The following is a 20,317-nucleotide window of genomic DNA, read 5'->3' as shown; positions in this document are numbered from 1 at the left end:
TATTGTATTGTATTGTAGAATTTATATCCGCTCATCTTTCAAACTCTCTTTTTTTAATTTTTAATAATTCTATCAATTTAAAGAAATTATAGCATGTTTTAGAAAAAATGTCAATAGTTTAATTCATAAAATTTATTATAAAAAATTAAATTAAAAATTTTATGAATTAGTTAATCGACTTTCATTAAAAACAAAAATAATATATAATGTTAAAAAATGATAATAATTGTATGATTAGGATTGATTATGATATATACTTTAACTTTAAACCCCGCTATCGATTATTATATCGACATGAATAAATTTGAAGAAGGAGAATTAAATAAAGTAAACAACGCATATACTTTGCCAGGCGGTAAGGGAATAAATGTTTCCAAGGTGTTAAAAAATTTTGATGTCGAGAGCATGGCTTTAGGATTTTACGGCGGATTTACGGGAAATTATATAAAAACTCATTTGAAAGATTACGGAATAAAGGATGGTTTCATAGAACTTGAAGAAGACACGAGAATAAATATTAAATTAAAAACCAATAACAGCGAAAGCGAAATTTCTGGAAAATCTCCCAATATTTCAAACAAGAATATAGAAGAATTATTTAAATTAGTAAAAAATATAAAAGAAAACGATATATTAGTTCTTTCGGGCAGTATTCCAAATTCGGTTAGAAATTCGATTTATAGAGAAATAATAGATTTGCTGAAAAATAAAAATATAAAAGTAATATTGGATTCGAGAGACGAAGCGTTTAAAGAAGCGATAAAATCTGGAGTATTTTTGTCAAAGCCGAATAAAAACGAATTGAAAGAATATTTTAATAAAGAAATAAATAGTTTTGAAGATATTATTTTTTATTCAAAGAAATTAATCGAGGAAGGCTCGCAAAATCTTATAGTTTCTATGGGAAAAGAAGGCTCGGCTTTAATCGCTAAAGACGCCGTTTATAAAGGAAACGCTCCAGAAGGAAAATTGATAAGTTCGGTTGGAGCGGGCGATTCTATGGTGGCGGGAATAGTTTACGGAATAAGCAAAGGATTAAATATTGAAGATTCTTATAAATACGCAATCGCTTCTGGAAGCGCAACCGCATGCTCGGAAGGGCTTACTTCTTTTGAAACCATGAATAAATTTTTAGAAAAAGTAAAAATAGAAAAAATATAAATTTAAATGGAGGAATAAAATAAATGTTAAAAGATATTATTACTTTAGACTGTATAGATATCGATTTGAAAGCGAATACAAAATCGGAAGTTATAGACGAAATGATTGATATTCTATACGATGCGGGAAAATTAAACGACAGAGAAGAATATAAAAAAGAAATTCTTAAAAGAGAATCGCAAGGTTCTACGGGAATGGAAGAAGGAATCGCAATACCGCATGCGAAAACGGACGCCGTAAAAACTTCAACCGTTGCAATCGGAATTTCTAAAAACGGAGTCGATTATCAATCTTTAGACGGAGAGCCTTCGCGTTTATTTTTTATGATAGCCGCAGCCGACACTTCGGCGGATTCGCATATTGAAATATTATCGAAACTTACGACTCTTTTGCTCGAAGACGAAATAAGAGAGGGACTTTTGCATGCAAATAGTAAAGAAGAATTATTAAATATTTTAGTAAACGCTATGGAAAAAGAAGAACCCGCAGAAACTGTAGAGGAAAGCGATAATTCTTTGCCGCAAGTATTGGCTGTAACCGCATGCCCTACGGGAATAGCTCACACATATATGGCTGCCGATTCTTTAACGAAAAAAGCTAAAGAAATGGGAATAAGAATCAAAGTGGAGACAAACGGTTCGGGCGGAGTTAAAAACGAATTAACCGATGAAGAAATAAAAAATGCGAAAGGAATAATAGTGGCGGCGGATAAAAGCGTATTCATGGATAGATTTGCAGGACGGCATGTCGATATAGTTGGCGTGAAAGAGGCTATAAAGAATCCCGAGAATTTAATAAATAACGCTCTCTCACAAAAAGCTCCAATTTATAATACTGCAGGCGAAAAAGGCAAAATGAAATTTGAGAAAAAACCTAAAACGGGAATATATAAACATTTGATGTCTGGAGTATCGAATATGCTTCCTTTCGTTGTCGGAGGCGGTATTTTAATAGCTATTTCTTTTATGTTTGGAATAAACGCAAGCGACCCTAACGACCCTTCATACAATTATATAGCGAAACTTCTAAACGATATTGGCGGAGGAAACGCTTTCTTTCTAATGGTTCCCGTTATGGCGGCTTTTATCGGAATGAGCATTGCCGACAGACCGGGATTTGCGCCCGCTATGGTAGGAGGTTTAATATCTTTAAATAGCGGAGGAGGATTTTTAGGAGGATTAATCGGCGGTTTTTTGGGCGGTTATATAACTTTGCTTCTTAAAAAAATATTTGGAAAATTGCCCGACAGTTTAGAAGGAATCAAACCAGTTTTGCTTTATCCTTTATTTGGAATATTAATAACTGGTTCAATAATGTATCTGTTTATCGTAGAGCCTATAGCTTGGATAAACTCTTCGCTTTCCGTATTCTTAAAAAGTTTAGGGACGGGAAATTTAATATTATTAGGAATAGTTTTAGGCGGAATGATGTCAACCGATATGGGCGGACCTATAAATAAAGCGGCTTTTACTTTCGGAATAGCGATGATAGCATCTGGAGATTACGCTCCTCATGCGGCTGTTATGGCGGGAGGAATGGTTCCTCCTTTGGGGATAGCTTTGGCTACCACAATATTTAGAAATAAATTTACGAAAGACGAGAGAGACGCGGGAAAAACCTGCTATATAATGGGGCTTTCTTTCATAACCGAAGGCGCTATACCTTTTGCGGCATCCGACCCTATAAGAGTCATTCCTTCATGCATAATAGGAGCTATGATTTCTGGCGGACTTTCTATGGCTTTCAATATAGAATTAAGAGCGCCGCATGGAGGTTTATTCGTTCTTCCGATAGTCAATCATCCCGCTTTATATTTGCTCGCCGTAGTAATTGGCTCGGTAATAACGGCGTTAATATTAGGATTTATTAAAAAACCCGTTAATGAATAAAATTTGATTTGAATAATAAAAATTTAAAAGGCGTTGAATAGTTTATATTTGACGCCTTGATTATTATAAAATATTTTAAAATTTTTTATAAATGTTTTACCTTTCTAACATTAATTTGGTTATAATTATAATATAATTTTTAAAATTATAATTAAAAAGATTAAAAAATATTTTAAGGAGATTAAAATGAATATACAAAAATGTGCGATAATTGGAGCTGGAGGAGTCGGTTCGACTACGGCTTTTACTTTGGTTCAAAGCGGACTATTTAACGAAATAGTTATAATAGATGTCAATAAAAATAAAGCGGAAGGCGAGGCTTTAGATATAGCTCATGGAATTCAATTTACAAATCCTGTCAATATATATTCGGGGGATTATAAAGATTTGGCTGACGCTTATTTGGTTATTGTCACGGCGGGAGCGAATCAAATGCCCGGCGAGTCTAGAATAGATTTGATAAATAAAAACGCTTCTATCTTCAAAAAAATTATTCCGAGTATAACCGAATATAATAAAGATTGCATTCTATTAATAGTTTCAAATCCCGTAGACATTCTTACAATGCTTGCGTTGGAATTAAGCGGTTTTCCTAAAGAGAGAGTTTTGGGAAGCGGAACTGTTTTAGACACTTCGCGTTTAAGATATTTGCTTAGTAAAAAATTGGAAATAGACAGTAAAAATATTCATGCTTTTATAATTGGAGAACATGGAGACAGCGAATTGGCAGTTTGGAGCAACGCCGATATTGCGGGAGTCCATATAGAAGATTATTGCAAAAATATATTTGATTCTTGCGATATAAATTTAGAAGAAATACTTAACGAAGTGAGAAACAGTGCGTATCATATAATAGAGAAAAAAGGCTCTACTTTTTACGGAGTGGCTATGGCGGTTAAAAGAATAGCGCAAGCGATTATAAGAGACGAATATTCAATTCTTCCAGTTTCGCATTTTTTGAACGGAGAATACGGAATAAAAGATGTTTGTTTGGGAATACCATCGCTTATATGCCGCAAAGGAGTAAAGAGAATTATTCCGATTAATTTAAATGAAAATGAAAAAACTTATTTAACCAAATCGGCAAACACATTAAAAGAAGCTTATAAAAGTATAAAAAAATAATAGTTTTAATTAATATGCTTTATTATCCACTCGTAGACTTTTTTTAGCTCTCGCTCTTCGCCAATATCTACGGGCTTGTAATAATTTTTTTTGATTCCTTTTTCCAAATAATCCTGCTTGACAATATGATAAGGATAGTCATGCGGATATTTATATTCTTCTTCGGATTTTTTATCGAAACTTGCGGAATGATTATCTTTCAAATAATTTGGAATAGAATATAATTCGCCGTTTCTTATATCTCTAATAGCCGAGTCTATAGCATTATAAGCGGAGTTCGATTTTGGACATAAAGCCAAATAAATAGTCGCTTCGGATAATGGAATTCTACCTTCGGGCATGCCGATAAAATCAACTATGCTAATTAAAGAAGAAACGATATTCATAGCTTTCGGTTCTGCTAAACCTATATCTTCCGAAGCCAATATGCATAATCTTCTCGCTATATATCTCGGGTCTTCTCCCGATTCGAGCATTCTCGCCAAATAATAAATCGCCGCGTTTGGGTCGCTTCCTCGAACGCTTTTTATAAACGCGCTTATAGTATTATAATGTTCGTCTTCGTCAAAATTTAAAGTTTGTTTGCTTGTGACATCTTTTATAATATCTTCCGTTATCGTAAGTTTTTCTTTAGTTTCGTCTATTTGAGTGACAAAAAACGCGGCTTCAAGATAAGTCAAAGCCTTTCTCACATCGCCATGCGAATATTTTACTATCAAATCTACCGCCAAATCTTCAATTGCAATATCGTTTTCTCCGAGTCCTCTTTTATCTGTAGTTGCTTTTAATATCGCTTCTTTGATGTCGCTATCTTCAAGATTTCTAAATTCAAAAAGCATGATGCGGGAAAGCAAAGCGTTTGTAAGATAAAAATAAGGATTTTGAGTGGTGCTTCCGATTAATATAACTGTTCCGTTTTCAACGGCGGGAAGCAAAGCGTCCTGTTGGCTTTTATTGAATCTATGAATTTCGTCTATAAATAAAATCGTCTTTTTTGAATTGGTTAAATTTTTTTCCGCTTTTTTTATTGCCTCTCTAATTTCAGAAACATTGGAAAGAACGGCGTTTAATTTTATATATTCGCTTTTCGTTTTTTTAGCTATTATTGACGCTACGGTTGATTTTCCAACTCCTGGAGGTCCGAAAAAAACCATAGAAGTTATTTTATCTTTATCAATCATTTTTCTTAAAGTTTTATTTTCCGATAAAATATGTTTCTGTCCGAAAACTTCTTCGATTGAAGTAGGGCGCATTCTCTCCGCCATAGGCAAAAAAGAATTGTCGCTATCGGTAAAATCAAACATTGAGTCTTTCAATATATTCCTCTAAAAGCGGTATATAATCCATGATATTTTCTATTTTTTCTTTTATTTCGTATTCGAGCAAATCGGCTATAGATATATAATCTTCGTTTGAAAATGCTTCGAGCAAATTATTCATCATAGAATTAAAATCGTTAATAGCGTCAATCAAACTTATATTTTCTATTTTTATATTCGAATAATCTATCGAGCAAATTTCGGCAACCTTTGAAAGAATGCTGAAAGAAAGTCCGACTATTCGAGAAAATTTTTCGGCGTATATAAAAGCCTCTTTGTCTTTTCCCGTTTGAAGTTTTTCGACTACTTCGTCAAGTATTTCTATTATAAAAGGCTGAAATTTCGGCAAAGTTCCAATTTTATATAAAGCGTTGTTTTCGTTTATATCGTTTGCGAATATAAGCATTGTGTTTATTTTAGCGTCTTCCAAAACAAGTTCCATAGTGGGCAAAACTTTATCGTTTATAAAAGGCTTCAAATCGTCTCCAAAAAATTCTTTAACTTTATCCAAATATTCTTCGTCTTCTTTTTCGTTATCCGTTATCGTGTTTAATCTTTCCAATTTTACTTCGAGCATTTTTAAAATATGAATGATTCCATGAGTTTCAAGATTCATGTTGCATAAAAATATCGCTCGAGGAATAGAATCCAATATCCAAAATATTCCGTCTTTTAAGGCTTCAATATCGTTTTCGGTTAAAGTCGCGGAATCTGTTTTTGAAACTTTTTCTATATATTCTATTATTGAAATTATAGAAGACAAATAATATTCGCTGTGGCTTAAAGCTTCGATTTCTATTTTTTTTATATTTTCGATTTGCATAGCTTCGTATTCTTTGTTTATATCTGGCGAGAGTTCTTTTTCGTCAATAATAATTCTGTTTATTAAAAAAGAGTTTGAATTGCACCATTCTTCGACTGGCTTTAATACTTCGTATGCGTTTTTTTCGTTTTCTAAAGTAGCGGATAATTCCTTTCCGTTTATAAATATTTTCATTATTCTATACCGATTTAAATTTAAATGAATTTATAATAAAGTTTCGGTATTTTTATAGTTTTATTGATTGATTTATTCAAATATGCTTTTGTTAATAATTTTACAAAGTATAATCAAATAAAGTCGTTTCGTTTTCAATATAAACTTTTTCAAAATCTACAGAATCGTAATTAAGATTATATTTTTCTTCCAACGATTTTATTCTCTTATGAATCTTATTTTTATATTCTTCTTTTAATTCTCCGTTATTGCCGTAAATATAAAGATATTTTTTATAATGTTCGTGGAAATTTTTTCTCACAAAATTTAAAAATATTTTTCTGCACTCTCCTCTCAAATTCAAAACTTCGCAAATAACATAATCCAAATTATTTTCTTTCGCTTTTATAAATATATTTTCAAGTCCGTCTTCGGTTATAAAAGGCATAACGGGAATAGCATGAACTCCGACTATTGCGTTAGTTTTTTTGAATTCTTTAAGAGTTTCAAATCTTTTAAGCGGACTTATTACATTAGGCTCGATTAAAGAAGACAATTTTTCGTTGGCGGTAGTGATAGTGGAGGCGATTCTAACGGAAACGATATTTGAAAGTCTCTCTATCAAATCGAAATCTCGGAGTATCAAATCGCTTTTTGTGGATATTGTCATCGGAGTTTTATATTTTATAAGAAGTTTCAATATTTCGGGCATTATCTTATAATCTTTTTCAGCGGGCTGATAACTGTCGGTAACGCTTCCCAAATTGATAATCTCTCTATTCCAATTTTTTGAAGATAATTCTTTTTCCAAAACTTCTACGATATTTTTCTTAACGAAAATTTCTGAAAAAAAATCTCGAGAGTTAATATATTTATGCGAATAAACTGCGTAACAATAATAACATTTATGCAAGCAACCTCTGTATATATTTAAATCGTTACAAAAACCGAATTTATTTTCTATTTTGTTTATAGCCGATTTGCAATTTATCTCTCTGTATATCGTTTTAGTATCGGGCATTATAACTTAATAAATAATAAAAAATTAATTATTAATATTATCGAAAGGGTTATAAGTCAAAGAAGTAGGCTCTTCTTTGGAAATATAATTTTGAGTTTCTCTTCTCGTTTCCGCTTCCGTATAATCTCTTCTCGATAAAGATATTTTTCTTTTCATTTGATTAGTTTCCCTAACGACAAAAGGATAAGTTTCGCCAACTTTAAGCGCTTCTTCCAAATTAGCTCCTTTAGGTAAATCCACTTGAGATATATGCATAAATCCTTCCAAATCGTTTCCCAAAGAAATTACCGCTCCAGAATCCACAAGCGCTTTTACCGTTCCGTCCACTATAGAACCAGCGGGATGCTCTCTATCGAATATTCTCCAAGGGCTTTCCGTAGTATGTTTAAGACTCAATTTTATTCTCTGCTTGTCTCTGTCTATTGATATTATAACCATTTCGACATCTTCGCCTTCTTTAATATAGTCTTTCATATTAACGGTATTATATCTCCAATCGAAATCCGCTATATCGCATATTCCTTCCAAACCGTTAGGAAGTTCGAATACGGCGAAATTTTTCAATATTCTTTTCGGCTTGCATTTTACCGAAGTTCTTACGGGAAAATCGCTATTTACCGTATCCCAAGGATTCGCTTGAGCCTGTTTTAATCCCAAAGTTAATCTTCTTTCGGGAACATCTATACTTAAAATTTTACATTCCAAATAATCGCCTTTTTTAACGAAATCGCTCGGACTATTTACATGAGCGTTCCAGCTTAAATCGGATATATGAATCAAGCCTTCCACATTGTCGTAAACTTTAACGAACGCTCCGAATTTTTTTACCGTTGTCACTTCGCCTTTTACCGTGTCGCCCACATGATATTCTTCTATGAATTGAACCCAACTGTCGTTTTCAAGCTGTTTTATTCCCAAATCGACTTTTCTTTTTTCTTTGTCAATCGAAAGAACCTTAAACGCTCTCTCTTCTCCTCTTTTAATTATATCTTTAGGATTAACAATTTTTGCCCAAGACATATTAGGTATTGCAAGAAAACCGTCCAAACCTTCCGTAATTCCGACAAAAGCTCCGAATCTTTCTATATTTTTAACTTTTCCGTTGATTATATCGCCTTCTTTCAAGTTATTCAAAAAAGCGTCAATATTTGAATTTTGAGTTTCTTCTTGCAAAGCTCTTCTTGAAACTACCAAATCTTTTCCTTTTCTTTTTATAATCTTAAAATCGTATTCTTTTCCAAGATGTTCTTCGTCTTTTATTCCTCTGTTTAATTCTATTTGAGAGAAAGGACAAAAAGCCTGCGAACCCATTACCCAAATATTGAATCCGCCTTTTACGATTTCCTTCACCGTTCCTTTAATCGAATCGTTATTTTTTTCGGCGTTTTTTATCATAATATCCGCTTTTCTTTTATCGTATTCTTCTTTAGACAAAATAAAATATCCGTTGTCTTCGCCCTTAATTATCGCTTCTATTTCTTCGCCGATATTAGGCTCGTTTTCAAATTCGCTTCTGTTTATTTTGCCTTCCACCTTATAATTAAAATTTACAAAAACATCCGTATCGTCAAATTTTTCAATTTTTCCTTTAACGATATTTCCGATTTTGTAGGAATTATTGCCGTCATTTTCTCCGAACTCCTCAACGGCTTTATGAAATTCCTTTTCTTCTTGTTCGTTTGATAAAATATTATCTTCCATTGTTCCCTCTCTCTTCCTCAAATCATGAGGATTAATATCTAAAATTCGACTTTCGTTATTTAAAACTATGTCGGTAATTTTTTCAACCACTTCGTCAATAGCCATATTAGTCGTGTCTATTATAATCGCATTTTGCGGAATTATCAAAGGGCTATCTTCTCTGTTTGAATCGTATTTGTCTCTTTTTCTTATGCTTTCTTTAATTTCTTCAAAACTTATATCTTTCCCCTTTTCTGATTCCTCTTTAAATCTTCGTTTCGCTCTCTCTTCTATTGAAGCGTCAATATAAAATTTAAAATCGGCATCTGGAAAAACCACGCTCCCCGTATCGCGTCCATCCAAAATATAATTGTCTTCTTTTGCAATATTTCTTTGCAAATCGACCATACTTTTTCTAACCGAACTTATAGCCGAAACTTCCGAAACATATTTAACGACTTTTTCGCTTCTTATATAATCGCTTACATCTTTAGAATCCAATATTATTCTGCATTTGCTGTCGAAACCTATATTCAATTTATTTAATGCTTTTTCAACTTCGTCTTCGTTTTTTATGTCGATATGATTATCGAGCATATATAAAGTAACGGCTCTATACATAGCTCCCGTATCCAAATATTTGAAACCCAATTTATTTGCGACTAATTTGGCAACGGTGCTTTTTCCTGCGCTTGAAGGACCGTCTAAAGTAATTATTTTGTATGAATCGGACACTTTAACCTTTCTTCTTTTTTTTATAATATTATAAATATAATTTTTAAGGCTATATTGTATCATAAATAATTATAATTGCAAATACTTTAACTTAAAAATTTAAAATAAAAAATAATATATTCAATTCAAATAATAATTAAATCCCAAATACATATCCGTTCCGAAATAGTATTTATTATACGAAATCGACAAATCTCTAATCATTGAATTATAATAATTATTCATTGTGCTTGAGTAATAAAAAACTGCCGAAAAATTACTTTTGCCAAATTTATATTCTATAGATTTTAAAGTTCTATAAAAATTAAGATAAGTCACAAAAGTATTTACATTTTTATTATAAGCGACAAAAACATATACATCCAAAATCAAATCCAAAACGGGAAAATCCTTAAACCACATTGCCGAGCTAACCATAGGAAAACCGAGAATCGTTAAATTTTGAGAATAATTGTTATAATTTATAGTTTCAATGCCTTTCAATTCTTTCTTTCCAAAAAAGTATGCGGGAGAAGACGAACTTTGAATATAAGCCGTTAATTGACTTGCGCTAAAAGTTGCAAGCAGAATTACAATAAGTAAAATCTTTTTAAGCATAAAAATACAATCAAAAATTTAATTTAATCAACATATATTATACATAAAATATTAAAAATTTAAAGCAAAAAAATTACCCATTGACATAATTTACATATTAATATATTATTCTTCGGAAAATAAATTATTAATATTAAATTTAAAGTTAAGTGTTTTATGTTACGAAAGTTAATTTATTATAATATTTTTTTATTTTATTTTATAAGTTTATCTTTGTTTTGCCAAGAAACAAACTATTCTCTAAAAAATAAAATGAATAATTATGAGAAAAAAGTAAAAATGCAATGGGAATATAATCCTTTTAAGAATTATGCAACGGATAGGTATTTTTCTTCTTGGATTGACCCAAACGCTTATAATAGTAAATTCTGGTTCGGAACTATTTTTAATATAAAAGAAATGTATCCAAATAAAAATTTTAATTTTGATAAAATGATATTGTATTATCAGCCGACTCTCGCTACCGAAGTTACTCCAATCAGTTTTAAATATAACGAAAAACACAGATTCAAAATAGGTGTCGGTTATTTAACGCATTTTTTCTTTTCGCATTATGGCGGCGGATTTAGACAGCATTACGGAGCTAGTTTGATGTATGGAACTTATGTGCAAGTTGACGCTTTTTTTGATTATATATACGACAATACTTTTAAATTTAGATTTTCTCCGTTAAGACATGTATGTTCTCATATAGCGGGCGATATATTGGGAGACGACACTTTATACGATAAATCTACAGATGGCTCTATAGACGCAGGATTTGAACAGATGCAATTATCAGCGCATTATAAATATGGATGGTTTACTTTTTATGGAGGAACGGTTTTTGCGATTACGGGAATTAATAAATCGAATTTCGTTAATTTATTTGGTATTTTTTCTGGAATAGATTTAAGAGTTCCAATTTGGGGCGAAATTAGTTTTATTGCTGGATTATATTTAGCCGCTAATTTGGATAAAATTAATACTATGGAGAGAGATTTAACAGGACAAAGATTAATAAGTTCATACACGGAATGGACGCCTTCAATATCGGTTGGAACAGGAATAGAAATTCACAGAATTATAATAGGAATAAAATATCAATACGAACGTTCCAAACAATTATACGCTCATAAGAAAATAGAAAGTAAATTTGGGCTTGAAGCAAGTTTATATTTTTAAAATCAGTATTCTCCTTCGGAATTATTTTCATAATACTTAAAAACATCGTAAGGAGAGAATATTCCCAAATCTGTAATTATCGCGCTTACCAAATGCGGCGGAGTATAATCGAAAGCGGGATAAAATCCTTTCACTCCTTCTTTTGCCGTTTTTATTCCCATAGCTTCCGTTACCAATTTTTCGTCTCTAAATTCGAATTCTATATCTTCGAATCCTCTATGACTTTTATCGGGCGCTCCAGTCACAAAGTAGGGAACTCCCAAATATTTTGAAATAATCGCTATTTGATAAGTTCCTATTTTATTTACAACCGCTCCGTTTAAGCAAATTAAATCTGCGGCGGAAGTGAATATATCGATTTTTTTCTCTTGCATTGTATAGGCTATCATATTGTCGGTTATAACCGTTACATCGGCGTTCTGTTCGTAGGCTACCGTTGCCGTTAATCTCGCTCCTTGAAAATATGGACGAGTTTCGGCGCAAATCATTTTTATATCTTTATTTTGCTTTTGAAATTCTTTAATCATAAATCCGACTATCGACTCTCCAAAACATTGAGTAAGAATAGTTCCTTTTTGCGGAAACATTGAAACCAAATATTCAGCCATTTTTTTTATTTTAGCGTATCTTTTTGTGGAAAGTTCGATTCCTTTATTAAATATAGCTTCTATTACTTTGTTTGAGTCTTCGCCTTTATTTATCGCTTCGATTCCAGCATCCAAACAATTTTTAGTTATAGCCATCATTCTTGCGCTTGTAGTCGGACGAGAATTTGCCAAAGTGTCGCAAGCGTTTTTTAAGAATTTAATTTTATCTTTTCCGTCCAAATTTTTAACTTCGTATCCCGCCAAAGCCATCCCCATCGCAACCGCCAAATAAGGTCCCGCACTTTGAGTCACCATATCGGCTATGGCTTTTGAAACTTCTTTATGAGTTTTGCATTCCACAAAATTAATTTTATTAGGATATATTCGTCTGTCTAATATTTTGACTATTCCGTCTTCATACCAAGCTATATTTTCAAATTGAAGCATATAAGCCAAATCTTTATCTATTCTTTCCATGAGTTTAAAAATCCTATCAAAATTTAATTCAATTTTATATTATTTGTTTAGAATATCAATAATAGAAAATAATAGAATTTGATTTTATAATTCTAAATAATATAATTATTAAAAAGTAAATTAATTAATAAAAAATAAAAACATGAAAATTTTAGACGAAACGATTTTATACGAAAATAAAAATTTCTATCCTGCATTTCCGAGCATAATCGGACTTGAAAAGAATAAATATTTAGTAAGTTTCAGATTAGCGCCTAAATCCGAAAAAAATTATTCTCATTTGCATTCTTTAAGCAAGGCTATAGTTTCGACTGTTTATAAAAATAAAATTGTAAATATGTTCGAATTAGGCGAAGACGACTCTGCCGCAAAACAGGACCCGCAATTATTCAGAGCGGACGACAAAACTATTTTAGGTTATTATTTTAGATACTCGTTCCATCCTATAAACGAAAAAAATTTATTTAAAGATTATACTTTTATCGAATATAATAATTCTATAGCTTTGCTTGACGGAATCGGTTTATGCGTAAGTTCGGATAACGGGAAAACTTTTTCAAAACCGAATATAATAAAACTAAAAAATGGAATGAAGAATTTTGCCATAAGAGGAAATATGATAAAAATAGAAAACGAAATTTTAGCTCCAATTTACGCTTATAAAAAAACTTCAAATAAAAATAAAAAAGATAAATATCAATGTTATATAATATCCTCAAAAGATTTTATTAATTGGGAAATGAAAACTCTATTATGCGAAACGGAAATTAATAAAAATAAAAAAATAGAATATTTTGAACCTTCTTTAATAAGTTATAAAAATAATAATAAGAATAATATAATCGCTTTTATAAGAACTCATTTCAATAACGAATACGGTTATACTTCGGTTGCATATTCTACCGACAATGGAAAAACTTTTTCAAAACCCGAAGCGACAAATATAAAAGGCTATCCGTTAAATCCGCTATTTTTAAAAGACGATAAAATTCTTTTAACTTACGGCTACAGATTAAAACCTTATGGAATAAGAGCGAGAATATTAAAATTATCCGAAATAAAAAATATAAATAATATAGTCGAATATATTGATAATTCAAGCGAAATAATAATAGACGATAAAATGAAAAATGCGGACTGCGGTTATCCTTCTTGCATTAACGATAACGACAATATAATATGCGTTTATTACGGTTGCAATGGCAAAAGCGCAATTAGAAAAATATTTATGAAGAAATTTATTTTATATTAAAAATTAAAAGGAGATAATATGAAAGATAAAGATATAATGGATTTGGAAGTTTACAAAATAAAAAATAACGATTGGCAAATTACAAACGAAGAAAAAAATATTATATTGAAACTGCCCGCTTATAAATTGTCTTCTTGGGGAGACGACAGTTATTTAAAAGTTATTTTCAAAAAAGAATTAAAAACAAAAACTATAATCATAGAATGGAACAGTTCCGATTTGGTTTTTGAAACTCATAAAACCTTTTTCAAATTTGACGGCGAGCTTCCAGATAATTTAGATTGTTTGGCTAGCGATGATAAAAAAAGTTCGATAATAATCGACACGGATTTTGTATATGATAATTTGCTTAAATATAATATATTAATAGTTCGTTCTTCTTTGCAAAAAAGCAAAACTACGAGAGTATTTGATATTAGCAAATTCAGAGAGATTATTAAAGATATTATATGATTTATTATAATTTGATAAGTTTGAAAAAAATTATTTATCTTTTAATTTTGAAACCACATTCAAGTATATTTTCTCTATTTGCCATTCGTATTTTAATTTCAACGCTTTTTTTAATTTGAAAGTGAACTCGGTGGTTCTATTTCTACTAACCATTTTAAAACCGTCTCCACTGAAATACTGCCCGACAATCCATTTTTGATTTCTTCTCATATAAACTGCGTAAAAACTGTCGATATTTTCTATTTCCGAATTTTCGTCAATTGGAAGCGGACTCACGACTATACGAAATTTAGAATCTTCGGGAGGAATAATATAATTTTTGCCCGCTTCTATTTCGTCTTTTTGAATATTGCCCGTATTTACAAAATTATTAAAATCGTTAGGATGCATCAAAATCATATTGCCGTTATTTTGCAAAGCGAATATATATAAATAACCGTCTCTATTCGGACTAAATTTAAAACTAATGGAATCGCCTTCCGTAACTTCGCCTCTGCTCGATATTGAATTCGTTCGATTATCCGAAGAGACTTTTTCTATTTCAAAATTTAATTCTATATTGTTATTTCTCTCTTCAAAAGAATCGAATATCATTTTCGACAAATAGGCTTCCAAATATTCGGATATTCCCTGAATAGTGGATATAGCTTGGTTAGATGAAATCGATTTATATTCTTTTAAAATATTGTCGGTTTCAATATCCACGACATTAAAATTATATCTGAATTCGTATCTTTCTTCCTCGCTTTCGTTTTCGGAAATTAAATTATTTGTCAAACTTAAATTAGTTCCGCTCGTTCTGTTTGTAAAAATATTATTTGAAGCCGAATCGAACACTATTTTATAATTATTTGAAAATCGATATTCTTTAGGATTATTGCTTAAAGTATTTCTTCTAACATTCGTGTTTTCGTTGGTTATCAATATTCTTTCGCTGTCAACCAATATTGCAATTCTAACATTCAAATTGGACGCGATAGTCAAACCTTCTTCAATATTTAATTCGTTCGTTCCTAATAATTTTTTTTTCTCTCTGTCCACCACTATAGTTCTTTTTTGTTTCAAGTAATGGTATCTGTTTATTGTTCTAACGGCTTCTTTTCTTAAATCTTTATTTATTTTAAAATGATTATCCAAATCTATAGTCGCCACGGTTATTTTTTTTAATTTATTTATATCCGATTTTTCCGCTGGATATAGAGATAAAGATAATAAAGTTAATAATATTATATATTTTAAAATATTAGAAATTTTCAAAATATCTCCTAATATTCGAGTTTAGGTTTTTCGGAATTTCGCTCCAAATCTATATTGTCGAGCATATCCATTATTCGCGATAAATCGTCCGAGCTGTAATATTCTATAATTATTTTTCCTTCTTTTCCGTTTTTATCTATTACATTAACTTTTGTGGAAAATATTTTCTCCAAATCGTTTTCAAGTTTTTTTATATTCGGGTCTTTTTTTGTAGTTTGTTTATTTTGAATATTTTTCGCTTCTTTTTTTTCTTTTACTATTCTCTCGCATTCTCTGACTGAATAATTTTTTTCTACAATTACTTTTGCAAAATTTTCTCTCTCTTTTTCGTTCGGCAAAGACAAAATCGCTCGGGCATGTCCTTCGGTAAGTTTTCCTTGCAATATCATGTTTTGTATGTTTTCGCTCAAATCGAGTATTCGCATAGAATTTGAAACTGCGCTTCTGCTTTTTCCCACTCTGTTTGCCAATTCTTCTTGTTTTATATTTAAGTCGTAAATTAATTTTTTATAACTTCGAGCTATTTCTATCGCGTTTAAATCCGCTCTCTGAATATTTTCAACCAAAGTAAGTTCGAGCATTTTTGAATCGGCGATATTTTTCAAAACCAAAGCGGGGACTTTATTTCTTTCCAAAAATTTAAATGCGCGAAATCTTCTCTCGCCCGATATTATTTGATATTTTCCGTCTTTCTCTCTTAAAGTTATCGGATTTATTAGTCCGTTTTCTTTTATTGATTCGGCAAGTCCTTTAATCTCATCTTCGTCAAAAACTTTTCTCGGCTGGTCGGGATTCGTTTCTATAAGTTTAATGTCTATTTCCAATACTCCGTTTTTTTCCGCTTCTTCAACCGCTTCTTTTATATCTCTGTCTCCCGATTTTATAAGGGCGTTCAGACCCTGTCCTCTTGCGAGTCCTCCTTTTCTGCTCATAAGTCTCTCCGAATTTTATATTTTAGATTTCTCTACAAACTCTCTTGCGAATTCTTTATAACTTCTCGCTCCTATGCATTCTCGGTCGTAATCTCCTATCGCTTTTCCGTAAGAAGGCGCTTCGCTTAATCTCACATTTCTTGGAATCATCGTTTTATAAGTTTTCTCTTTAAAGAAATTAACAACCTCTCTAACGACATCGGAACTTAATTTCGTTCTTCCGTCATACATAGTCAAAATTACTCCCTCGATATTTAATTCTGGATTCAAATTTTCTTTTACGAGCGAGATTGTATTATTAAGTTCGGCTACTCCGTCCAAAGCGTAGAATTCGCATTGAATAGGAATAAGAACTGAATCGGCTGCGGTTAAAGCGTTTAATGTGAGTATTCCCAAAGTCGGCGGGCAGTCAATCAATATATATTCGTAATCGTTTTTGATAGTTTCTATAGCCTTTTTTAATTTGAATTCTCTTCCAATTTCGCTTACGAGTTCTATTTGAGCGCCAACCAAATCGGAATCGGAAGGGATTATATATAAATTTTCTTTATAAGTTTTCATTATCACTTCGTTTACATTGGCGTCCCCGATAAGCAAATCGTATATTCCTTTGTCCATATTTAATCTTGAAATTCCAATTCCCAAACATGTATTTGCCTGAGGGTCGATATCTATTAAAAGAGTTTTATATCCCATATCCGCTATAGCCGCGCTTAAATTAACAGCGGTTGTGGTTTTTCCGACTCCGCCTTTTTGATTTACTATAGCTATAATTTTAGACATAAATTATTCCTTAAATAAAAACGATAAAAAAGCAAACTAAATTATTTTATTGTCGTTTGCCATTGAAATTATTTTATTATATCAAAAGTTGGCTTTTTATCAAGGTTTTTATTTTTAGTCATTTCGAGACGAAAGCGTGGCAATCTATTTTAATTTAGATTGTTTCGCTTGTTTCACTCGCTCGCAATGACAAACATTTTATTACTGTTATTACGAGGGCAACACCCGCGACAAAGTCGGGCAGACGCCAAGTAATCTACTATTAATAAAGTTGATTTTAAAATAAAATTCTATTAATTTTGGATTGCTTCACTTGGCAACATGCCCGCTTTAGCGTGTTCGCAATGACTATTTTTATTTTACAATGACGAAATTTTTTTAATTTTTTTTATTTTAAGGTGTTGACAAAATTTCCAAATATTGTATAATTTCAACTATGTTAAAGTTAAATAAAACCATTATAAAACTAAATTCGCGCGAGCCGAGCCGAGCCGAGCCGAGCGCTTCACTTTAAACTTTTTTCAAGTTTATGTTTACTCAATTTATTATTATATAAAATATTCTTGTTCTTTTTTCTATCGAGAAAAAAGAACCAAAAAAGCGACTTCTTTTTGTCAAAAAGAAGCAAAAACAATTTCGTTAGTATTCAAAAACTTAATCTTAAAAACATTTTCAAATTATTTGGAAAGTATATTAAATTTTTATATAACAAATTTTTATTTAAAGAAAGCTTTTATTTATTTAAATGTTTTTATAGAATATATTTAGAGGGATTTATTATGAGAAGATTATTTATTTTTACTTTATTATTAACCGTTTGTGTAAATCTTTACGGACAAAAACAACCCGAATGGATAGAAAATCCTTCAAAAGTTTACGATAAGAATATTTACGAAGTCGGAGTCGGACAAGGATTGAGCGAGAAAGAAGCGGAAGACAACGCTTACTCGGTTTTGGCAAATATTTTTGGAATGAAAATATCGGTTGATACGAAAGCCAATGAAAAATATATTGAAACTTCTTTGGGCGTGGAAGAAATTAGAAGTTTGGATAACAGCACCAAAATAGAAGCGGAACATAATCTCATAAATGTAAAAATAGATTCGAGATATTACGATTCAAAAAAGAATAGATATTATGCTATAGCCGTTTTGAATAAAAAAGAAACCGTTTCTCTTCTAAATAAAAAGATTAAAGATAATATAAAAATTATTGATTCCCATATATTAAAAGCGGGTAGCGAAAGAGATTTATTCGATAAATATTATAGTTTGTATATAGCCTATATTTTTTCGGAAAAGAACGAAAATTTTATAAATCAATTAGCGATATTGGACAATTCGGCAAAGATAGAAATTTTGGATAGTTATAGAATCGAAAGCATAAAATCAAATATGGAAAATATAAAAAGAAAAATATCTTTCGGGATAGACGCTTTTGATATTACTCCAAATATAGAATCGGCAATAGAGCATTCAATAAGCGATTTGGGATTTAAGATTAGTTCAAATCCAAGTTATATATTCAGAGATAAATTTACTTTTGACGGAAACGACACTGGATACGGAATGTATATTATGAATTATACTTTGATTTTAGAACTTATAAATTATAACGGAGAGAGAATCGCATCTTTTAAGTTTAGGGGGAAGGATGGCGGTTCTTCCGAAAAAGACGCGAAAAGAGTAATAATGAATAAATTGGCTAAAGATATAAATTTGAATTTATCGTCTCAAATATCCAATTATTTGGACGGTAAATTTAAAAATATAAAATATTAATTAAGGAGTTAAACATGTTTAACACTAACAAAAAAATTATTTTCGTATTGGCGTTTGTATTCGTATTAAACGCTATATTCTTTTCTGCAAATGTTTTTGCGCAAAGAAAAAGAATAAGATACGACATCATCGACCAAAGGGGCGGGAAGAGAGCGAAGCAACCTAAATGGATGTTTAAGGGAACTACGGCTCTCGAAAAAGATTATCCAAACAAAATGGCTTTTATAATCAGCGGCAGAGGTAAAAGTCTAAATTTTGTGGAAAGCTGGGCAAAAAGAGTAAATTCTTCGAGCGAGGTTGCAAGATATTTATCGCAATCCATTACCGATATGACGGCGGCATCGGAATACGGCGGAGACGAAAGTTTTCAAAGGACTATGGAAACTCTCACTACTTCCGTATCGAAAGTAAAAATAGTCGGACTTAGAAGGGAAGACGATTGGTGGATATTGAAAGAGTATAAAGACGGCGCTAAAAAAGGACAACAGGAATACGAATATTATGTTCTGTATCTTATCGACTCGGATATAATGAAGCGAATAATTAATAACGAAGTTGAAAAAGCAATATCTGGCGAAAACGAAGAGACTAAATCTCGCGTAAAATCGGCTATGGATAAACTTACTTACGAATATATGGAAAATGATGAAGAATGATTGAGTTTGTGGGATAATTATGCGTTAAATAGTTATCCCATAAATCATTAAATTTTTGAAAACTAATGGAGAAAAGCTATTATGAAAAAACAAATTAAATTAATAAAATTATTTTTAATGATATTTATAGTAATATCATTAATTAGTTGCAAAAATGTAGTAAATAGCGTTAAAGGTAAAACTTATGCAAATGAACAATCTGCATCCATAGTAGCCTTTAAGGGTAAAATTGCATATATTATGATGGGCGGAATGGATATAGGAGAAGTAGAATTAGCTGCAAAATATAAAAATAAATTAGTATATGTAAAAGAAAATATTGATTACTATTATATATTTATTTTGGAGGGCAATACATTATACGGAAGATACATGCCTTTATATCAAATAGGATATATGGGAGGTATAAAAAATATAGAAATTGACGATAGCTTTATACCGCTTAAATTAGTTAAGTGAAGATACAAAAAAA

Annotated in this window: 18 protein-coding genes; 9 read left to right on the top strand and 9 right to left on the bottom strand. The window is 31.1% G+C overall.

Features of this window, described 5'->3' with window-relative positions; genetic code table 11:
* Positions 1-246: 246 nt before the first annotated feature.
* The 3 genes from pfkB to EZH24_RS00300 all read left to right on the top strand — a co-directional run bounded on the left by pfkB (position 247) and on the right by EZH24_RS00300 (position 4,175).
* The gene (pfkB, locus tag EZH24_RS00310) at positions 247-1,161 is read left to right on the top strand and encodes a 1-phosphofructokinase (RefSeq protein WP_137997141.1); all 915 of its coding nucleotides are present in this window, start codon (positions 247-249) and stop codon (positions 1,159-1,161) included.
* 23 nt (positions 1,162-1,184) lie between these two features.
* Positions 1,185-3,050, top strand: coding sequence for a PTS fructose transporter subunit IIABC (locus tag EZH24_RS00305; protein WP_137997140.1), 1,866 nt, complete (start codon positions 1,185-1,187; stop codon positions 3,048-3,050).
* A gap of 186 nt (positions 3,051-3,236) precedes the next feature.
* Positions 3,237-4,175 carry an L-lactate dehydrogenase gene (locus EZH24_RS00300; protein ID WP_137997139.1) on the top strand — a complete coding sequence of 313 codons (939 nt, stop codon included), beginning with the start codon at positions 3,237-3,239 and terminating at the stop codon, positions 4,173-4,175.
* A 5-nt stretch (positions 4,176-4,180) separates the two neighbouring features.
* Here the strand turns inward: EZH24_RS00300 and EZH24_RS00295 are convergent, their stop codons facing one another.
* The 5 genes from EZH24_RS00295 to EZH24_RS00275 form a co-directional block, all read right to left on the bottom strand.
* Entirely contained in the window at positions 4,181-5,479 is a 1,299-nt protein-coding gene (locus EZH24_RS00295; protein ID WP_137997143.1) for a replication-associated recombination protein A, read from the bottom strand.
* Positions 5,472-6,491 (bottom strand): hypothetical protein, encoded by a 1,020-nt coding sequence (locus tag EZH24_RS00290; RefSeq protein ID WP_137997138.1) that lies wholly within the window; start codon positions 6,489-6,491, stop codon positions 5,472-5,474. The genes EZH24_RS00295 and EZH24_RS00290 overlap by 8 nt, the downstream gene beginning before the upstream one ends.
* A 100-nt stretch (positions 6,492-6,591) precedes the next feature.
* Positions 6,592-7,491: an SPL family radical SAM protein gene (locus tag EZH24_RS00285; RefSeq protein WP_137997137.1), complete on the bottom strand. Its 900-nt coding sequence runs from the start codon at positions 7,489-7,491 to the stop codon at positions 6,592-6,594.
* Positions 7,492-7,515: 24 nt separating this feature from the next.
* The gene (gene cmk, locus EZH24_RS00280; RefSeq protein WP_137997136.1) at positions 7,516-9,969 is read right to left on the bottom strand and encodes a (d)CMP kinase; all 2,454 of its coding nucleotides are present in this window, start codon (positions 9,967-9,969) and stop codon (positions 7,516-7,518) included.
* A 57-nt stretch (positions 9,970-10,026) separates the two neighbouring features.
* A complete protein-coding gene (locus EZH24_RS00275; RefSeq protein ID WP_137997135.1) occupies positions 10,027-10,503 on the bottom strand; it encodes a hypothetical protein in 477 nt (158 codons plus the stop codon).
* 156 nt (positions 10,504-10,659) lie between these two features.
* Between EZH24_RS00275 and EZH24_RS00270 the strand changes: the two genes are divergently transcribed.
* On the top strand, positions 10,660-11,667 hold the full coding sequence (locus EZH24_RS00270; RefSeq protein WP_137997134.1) for a hypothetical protein: 1,008 nt from the start codon (positions 10,660-10,662) through the stop codon (positions 11,665-11,667).
* A 2-nt stretch (positions 11,668-11,669) separates the two neighbouring features.
* Here EZH24_RS00270 and EZH24_RS00265 read toward each other — a convergent pair whose 3' ends face one another.
* Complete coding sequence (locus EZH24_RS00265) at positions 11,670-12,731, bottom strand: S-methyl-5-thioribose-1-phosphate isomerase (protein WP_137997133.1); 1,062 nt, start codon at positions 12,729-12,731, stop codon at positions 11,670-11,672.
* Positions 12,732-12,873: 142 nt separating this feature from the next.
* On the opposite strand from EZH24_RS00265, the gene EZH24_RS00260 reads away from it, so the two are divergent.
* Both EZH24_RS00260 and EZH24_RS00255 read left to right on the top strand, forming a co-directional pair.
* Entirely contained in the window at positions 12,874-13,983 is a 1,110-nt protein-coding gene (locus EZH24_RS00260; RefSeq protein ID WP_137997132.1) for a sialidase family protein, read from the top strand.
* Between the two features lie 18 nt (positions 13,984-14,001).
* Positions 14,002-14,436 (top strand): hypothetical protein, encoded by a 435-nt coding sequence (locus EZH24_RS00255; protein WP_137997131.1) that lies wholly within the window; start codon positions 14,002-14,004, stop codon positions 14,434-14,436.
* Between the two features lie 30 nt (positions 14,437-14,466).
* On the opposite strand, the gene EZH24_RS00250 is transcribed toward EZH24_RS00255, so the two are convergent.
* From EZH24_RS00250 to EZH24_RS00240, 3 genes are read right to left on the bottom strand one after another with little or no spacing between them, the layout of a single operon-like run.
* Entirely contained in the window at positions 14,467-15,693 is a 1,227-nt protein-coding gene (locus EZH24_RS00250) for a DUF4384 domain-containing protein (RefSeq protein ID WP_236847019.1), read from the bottom strand.
* Positions 15,694-15,701: 8 nt separating this feature from the next.
* Positions 15,702-16,625: a ParB/RepB/Spo0J family partition protein gene (locus EZH24_RS00245; protein WP_137997130.1), complete on the bottom strand. Its 924-nt coding sequence runs from the start codon at positions 16,623-16,625 to the stop codon at positions 15,702-15,704.
* 15 nt (positions 16,626-16,640) lie between these two features.
* Positions 16,641-17,408: a ParA family protein gene (locus EZH24_RS00240; protein WP_137997129.1), complete on the bottom strand. Its 768-nt coding sequence runs from the start codon at positions 17,406-17,408 to the stop codon at positions 16,641-16,643.
* A 779-nt stretch (positions 17,409-18,187) separates the two neighbouring features.
* On the opposite strand from EZH24_RS00240, the gene EZH24_RS00235 reads away from it, so the two are divergent.
* The 3 genes from EZH24_RS00235 to EZH24_RS00225 all read left to right on the top strand — a co-directional run bounded on the left by EZH24_RS00235 (position 18,188) and on the right by EZH24_RS00225 (position 20,304).
* Positions 18,188-19,189 (top strand): LPP20 family lipoprotein, encoded by a 1,002-nt coding sequence (locus EZH24_RS00235; protein ID WP_137997128.1) that lies wholly within the window; start codon positions 18,188-18,190, stop codon positions 19,187-19,189.
* Between the two features lie 14 nt (positions 19,190-19,203).
* The gene (locus EZH24_RS00230) at positions 19,204-19,845 is read left to right on the top strand and encodes a hypothetical protein (RefSeq protein ID WP_137997127.1); all 642 of its coding nucleotides are present in this window, start codon (positions 19,204-19,206) and stop codon (positions 19,843-19,845) included.
* An 81-nt stretch (positions 19,846-19,926) separates the two neighbouring features.
* Positions 19,927-20,304, top strand: a complete 378-nt coding sequence (locus EZH24_RS00225; RefSeq protein ID WP_137997126.1) for a hypothetical protein — start codon at positions 19,927-19,929, stop codon at positions 20,302-20,304.
* Positions 20,305-20,317: the final 13 nt, after the last annotated feature.

Source organism: Brachyspira catarrhinii, assembly GCF_005518285.1.
In the GTDB taxonomy this organism is placed as follows: Bacteria; Spirochaetota; Brachyspiria; order Brachyspirales; family Brachyspiraceae; genus Brachyspira; species Brachyspira catarrhinii.
Note: the sequence above shows the minus strand (reverse complement) of the source record. Positions and strands in the feature narration are given on the sequence as shown.

Coding starts and splice junctions, on each gene's coding strand:
- EZH24_RS00265 (WP_137997133.1), bottom strand. CDS start 12,731: ATGGAAAGAATAGATAAAGATTTGGCTTATATGCTTCAATTTGAAAAT.
- pfkB (WP_137997141.1), top strand. CDS start 247: ATGATATATACTTTAACTTTAAACCCCGCTATCGATTATTATATCGAC.
- EZH24_RS00270 (WP_137997134.1), top strand. CDS start 10,660: ATGTTACGAAAGTTAATTTATTATAATATTTTTTTATTTTATTTTATA.
- EZH24_RS00230 (WP_137997127.1), top strand. CDS start 19,204: ATGTTTAACACTAACAAAAAAATTATTTTCGTATTGGCGTTTGTATTC.
- EZH24_RS00240 (WP_137997129.1), bottom strand. CDS start 17,408: ATGTCTAAAATTATAGCTATAGTAAATCAAAAAGGCGGAGTCGGAAAA.
- EZH24_RS00245 (WP_137997130.1), bottom strand. CDS start 16,625: ATGAGCAGAAAAGGAGGACTCGCAAGAGGACAGGGTCTGAACGCCCTT.
- EZH24_RS00285 (WP_137997137.1), bottom strand. CDS start 7,491: ATGCCCGATACTAAAACGATATACAGAGAGATAAATTGCAAATCGGCT.
- EZH24_RS00290 (WP_137997138.1), bottom strand. CDS start 6,491: ATGAAAATATTTATAAACGGAAAGGAATTATCCGCTACTTTAGAAAAC.
- EZH24_RS00275 (WP_137997135.1), bottom strand. CDS start 10,503: ATGCTTAAAAAGATTTTACTTATTGTAATTCTGCTTGCAACTTTTAGC.
- cmk (WP_137997136.1), bottom strand. CDS start 9,969: ATGATACAATATAGCCTTAAAAATTATATTTATAATATTATAAAAAAA.
- EZH24_RS00300 (WP_137997139.1), top strand. CDS start 3,237: ATGAATATACAAAAATGTGCGATAATTGGAGCTGGAGGAGTCGGTTCG.
- EZH24_RS00260 (WP_137997132.1), top strand. CDS start 12,874: ATGAAAATTTTAGACGAAACGATTTTATACGAAAATAAAAATTTCTAT.
- EZH24_RS00295 (WP_137997143.1), bottom strand. CDS start 5,479: ATGTTTGATTTTACCGATAGCGACAATTCTTTTTTGCCTATGGCGGAG.
- EZH24_RS00225 (WP_137997126.1), top strand. CDS start 19,927: ATGAAAAAACAAATTAAATTAATAAAATTATTTTTAATGATATTTATA.
- EZH24_RS00305 (WP_137997140.1), top strand. CDS start 1,185: ATGTTAAAAGATATTATTACTTTAGACTGTATAGATATCGATTTGAAA.
- EZH24_RS00255 (WP_137997131.1), top strand. CDS start 14,002: ATGAAAGATAAAGATATAATGGATTTGGAAGTTTACAAAATAAAAAAT.
- EZH24_RS00235 (WP_137997128.1), top strand. CDS start 18,188: ATGAGAAGATTATTTATTTTTACTTTATTATTAACCGTTTGTGTAAAT.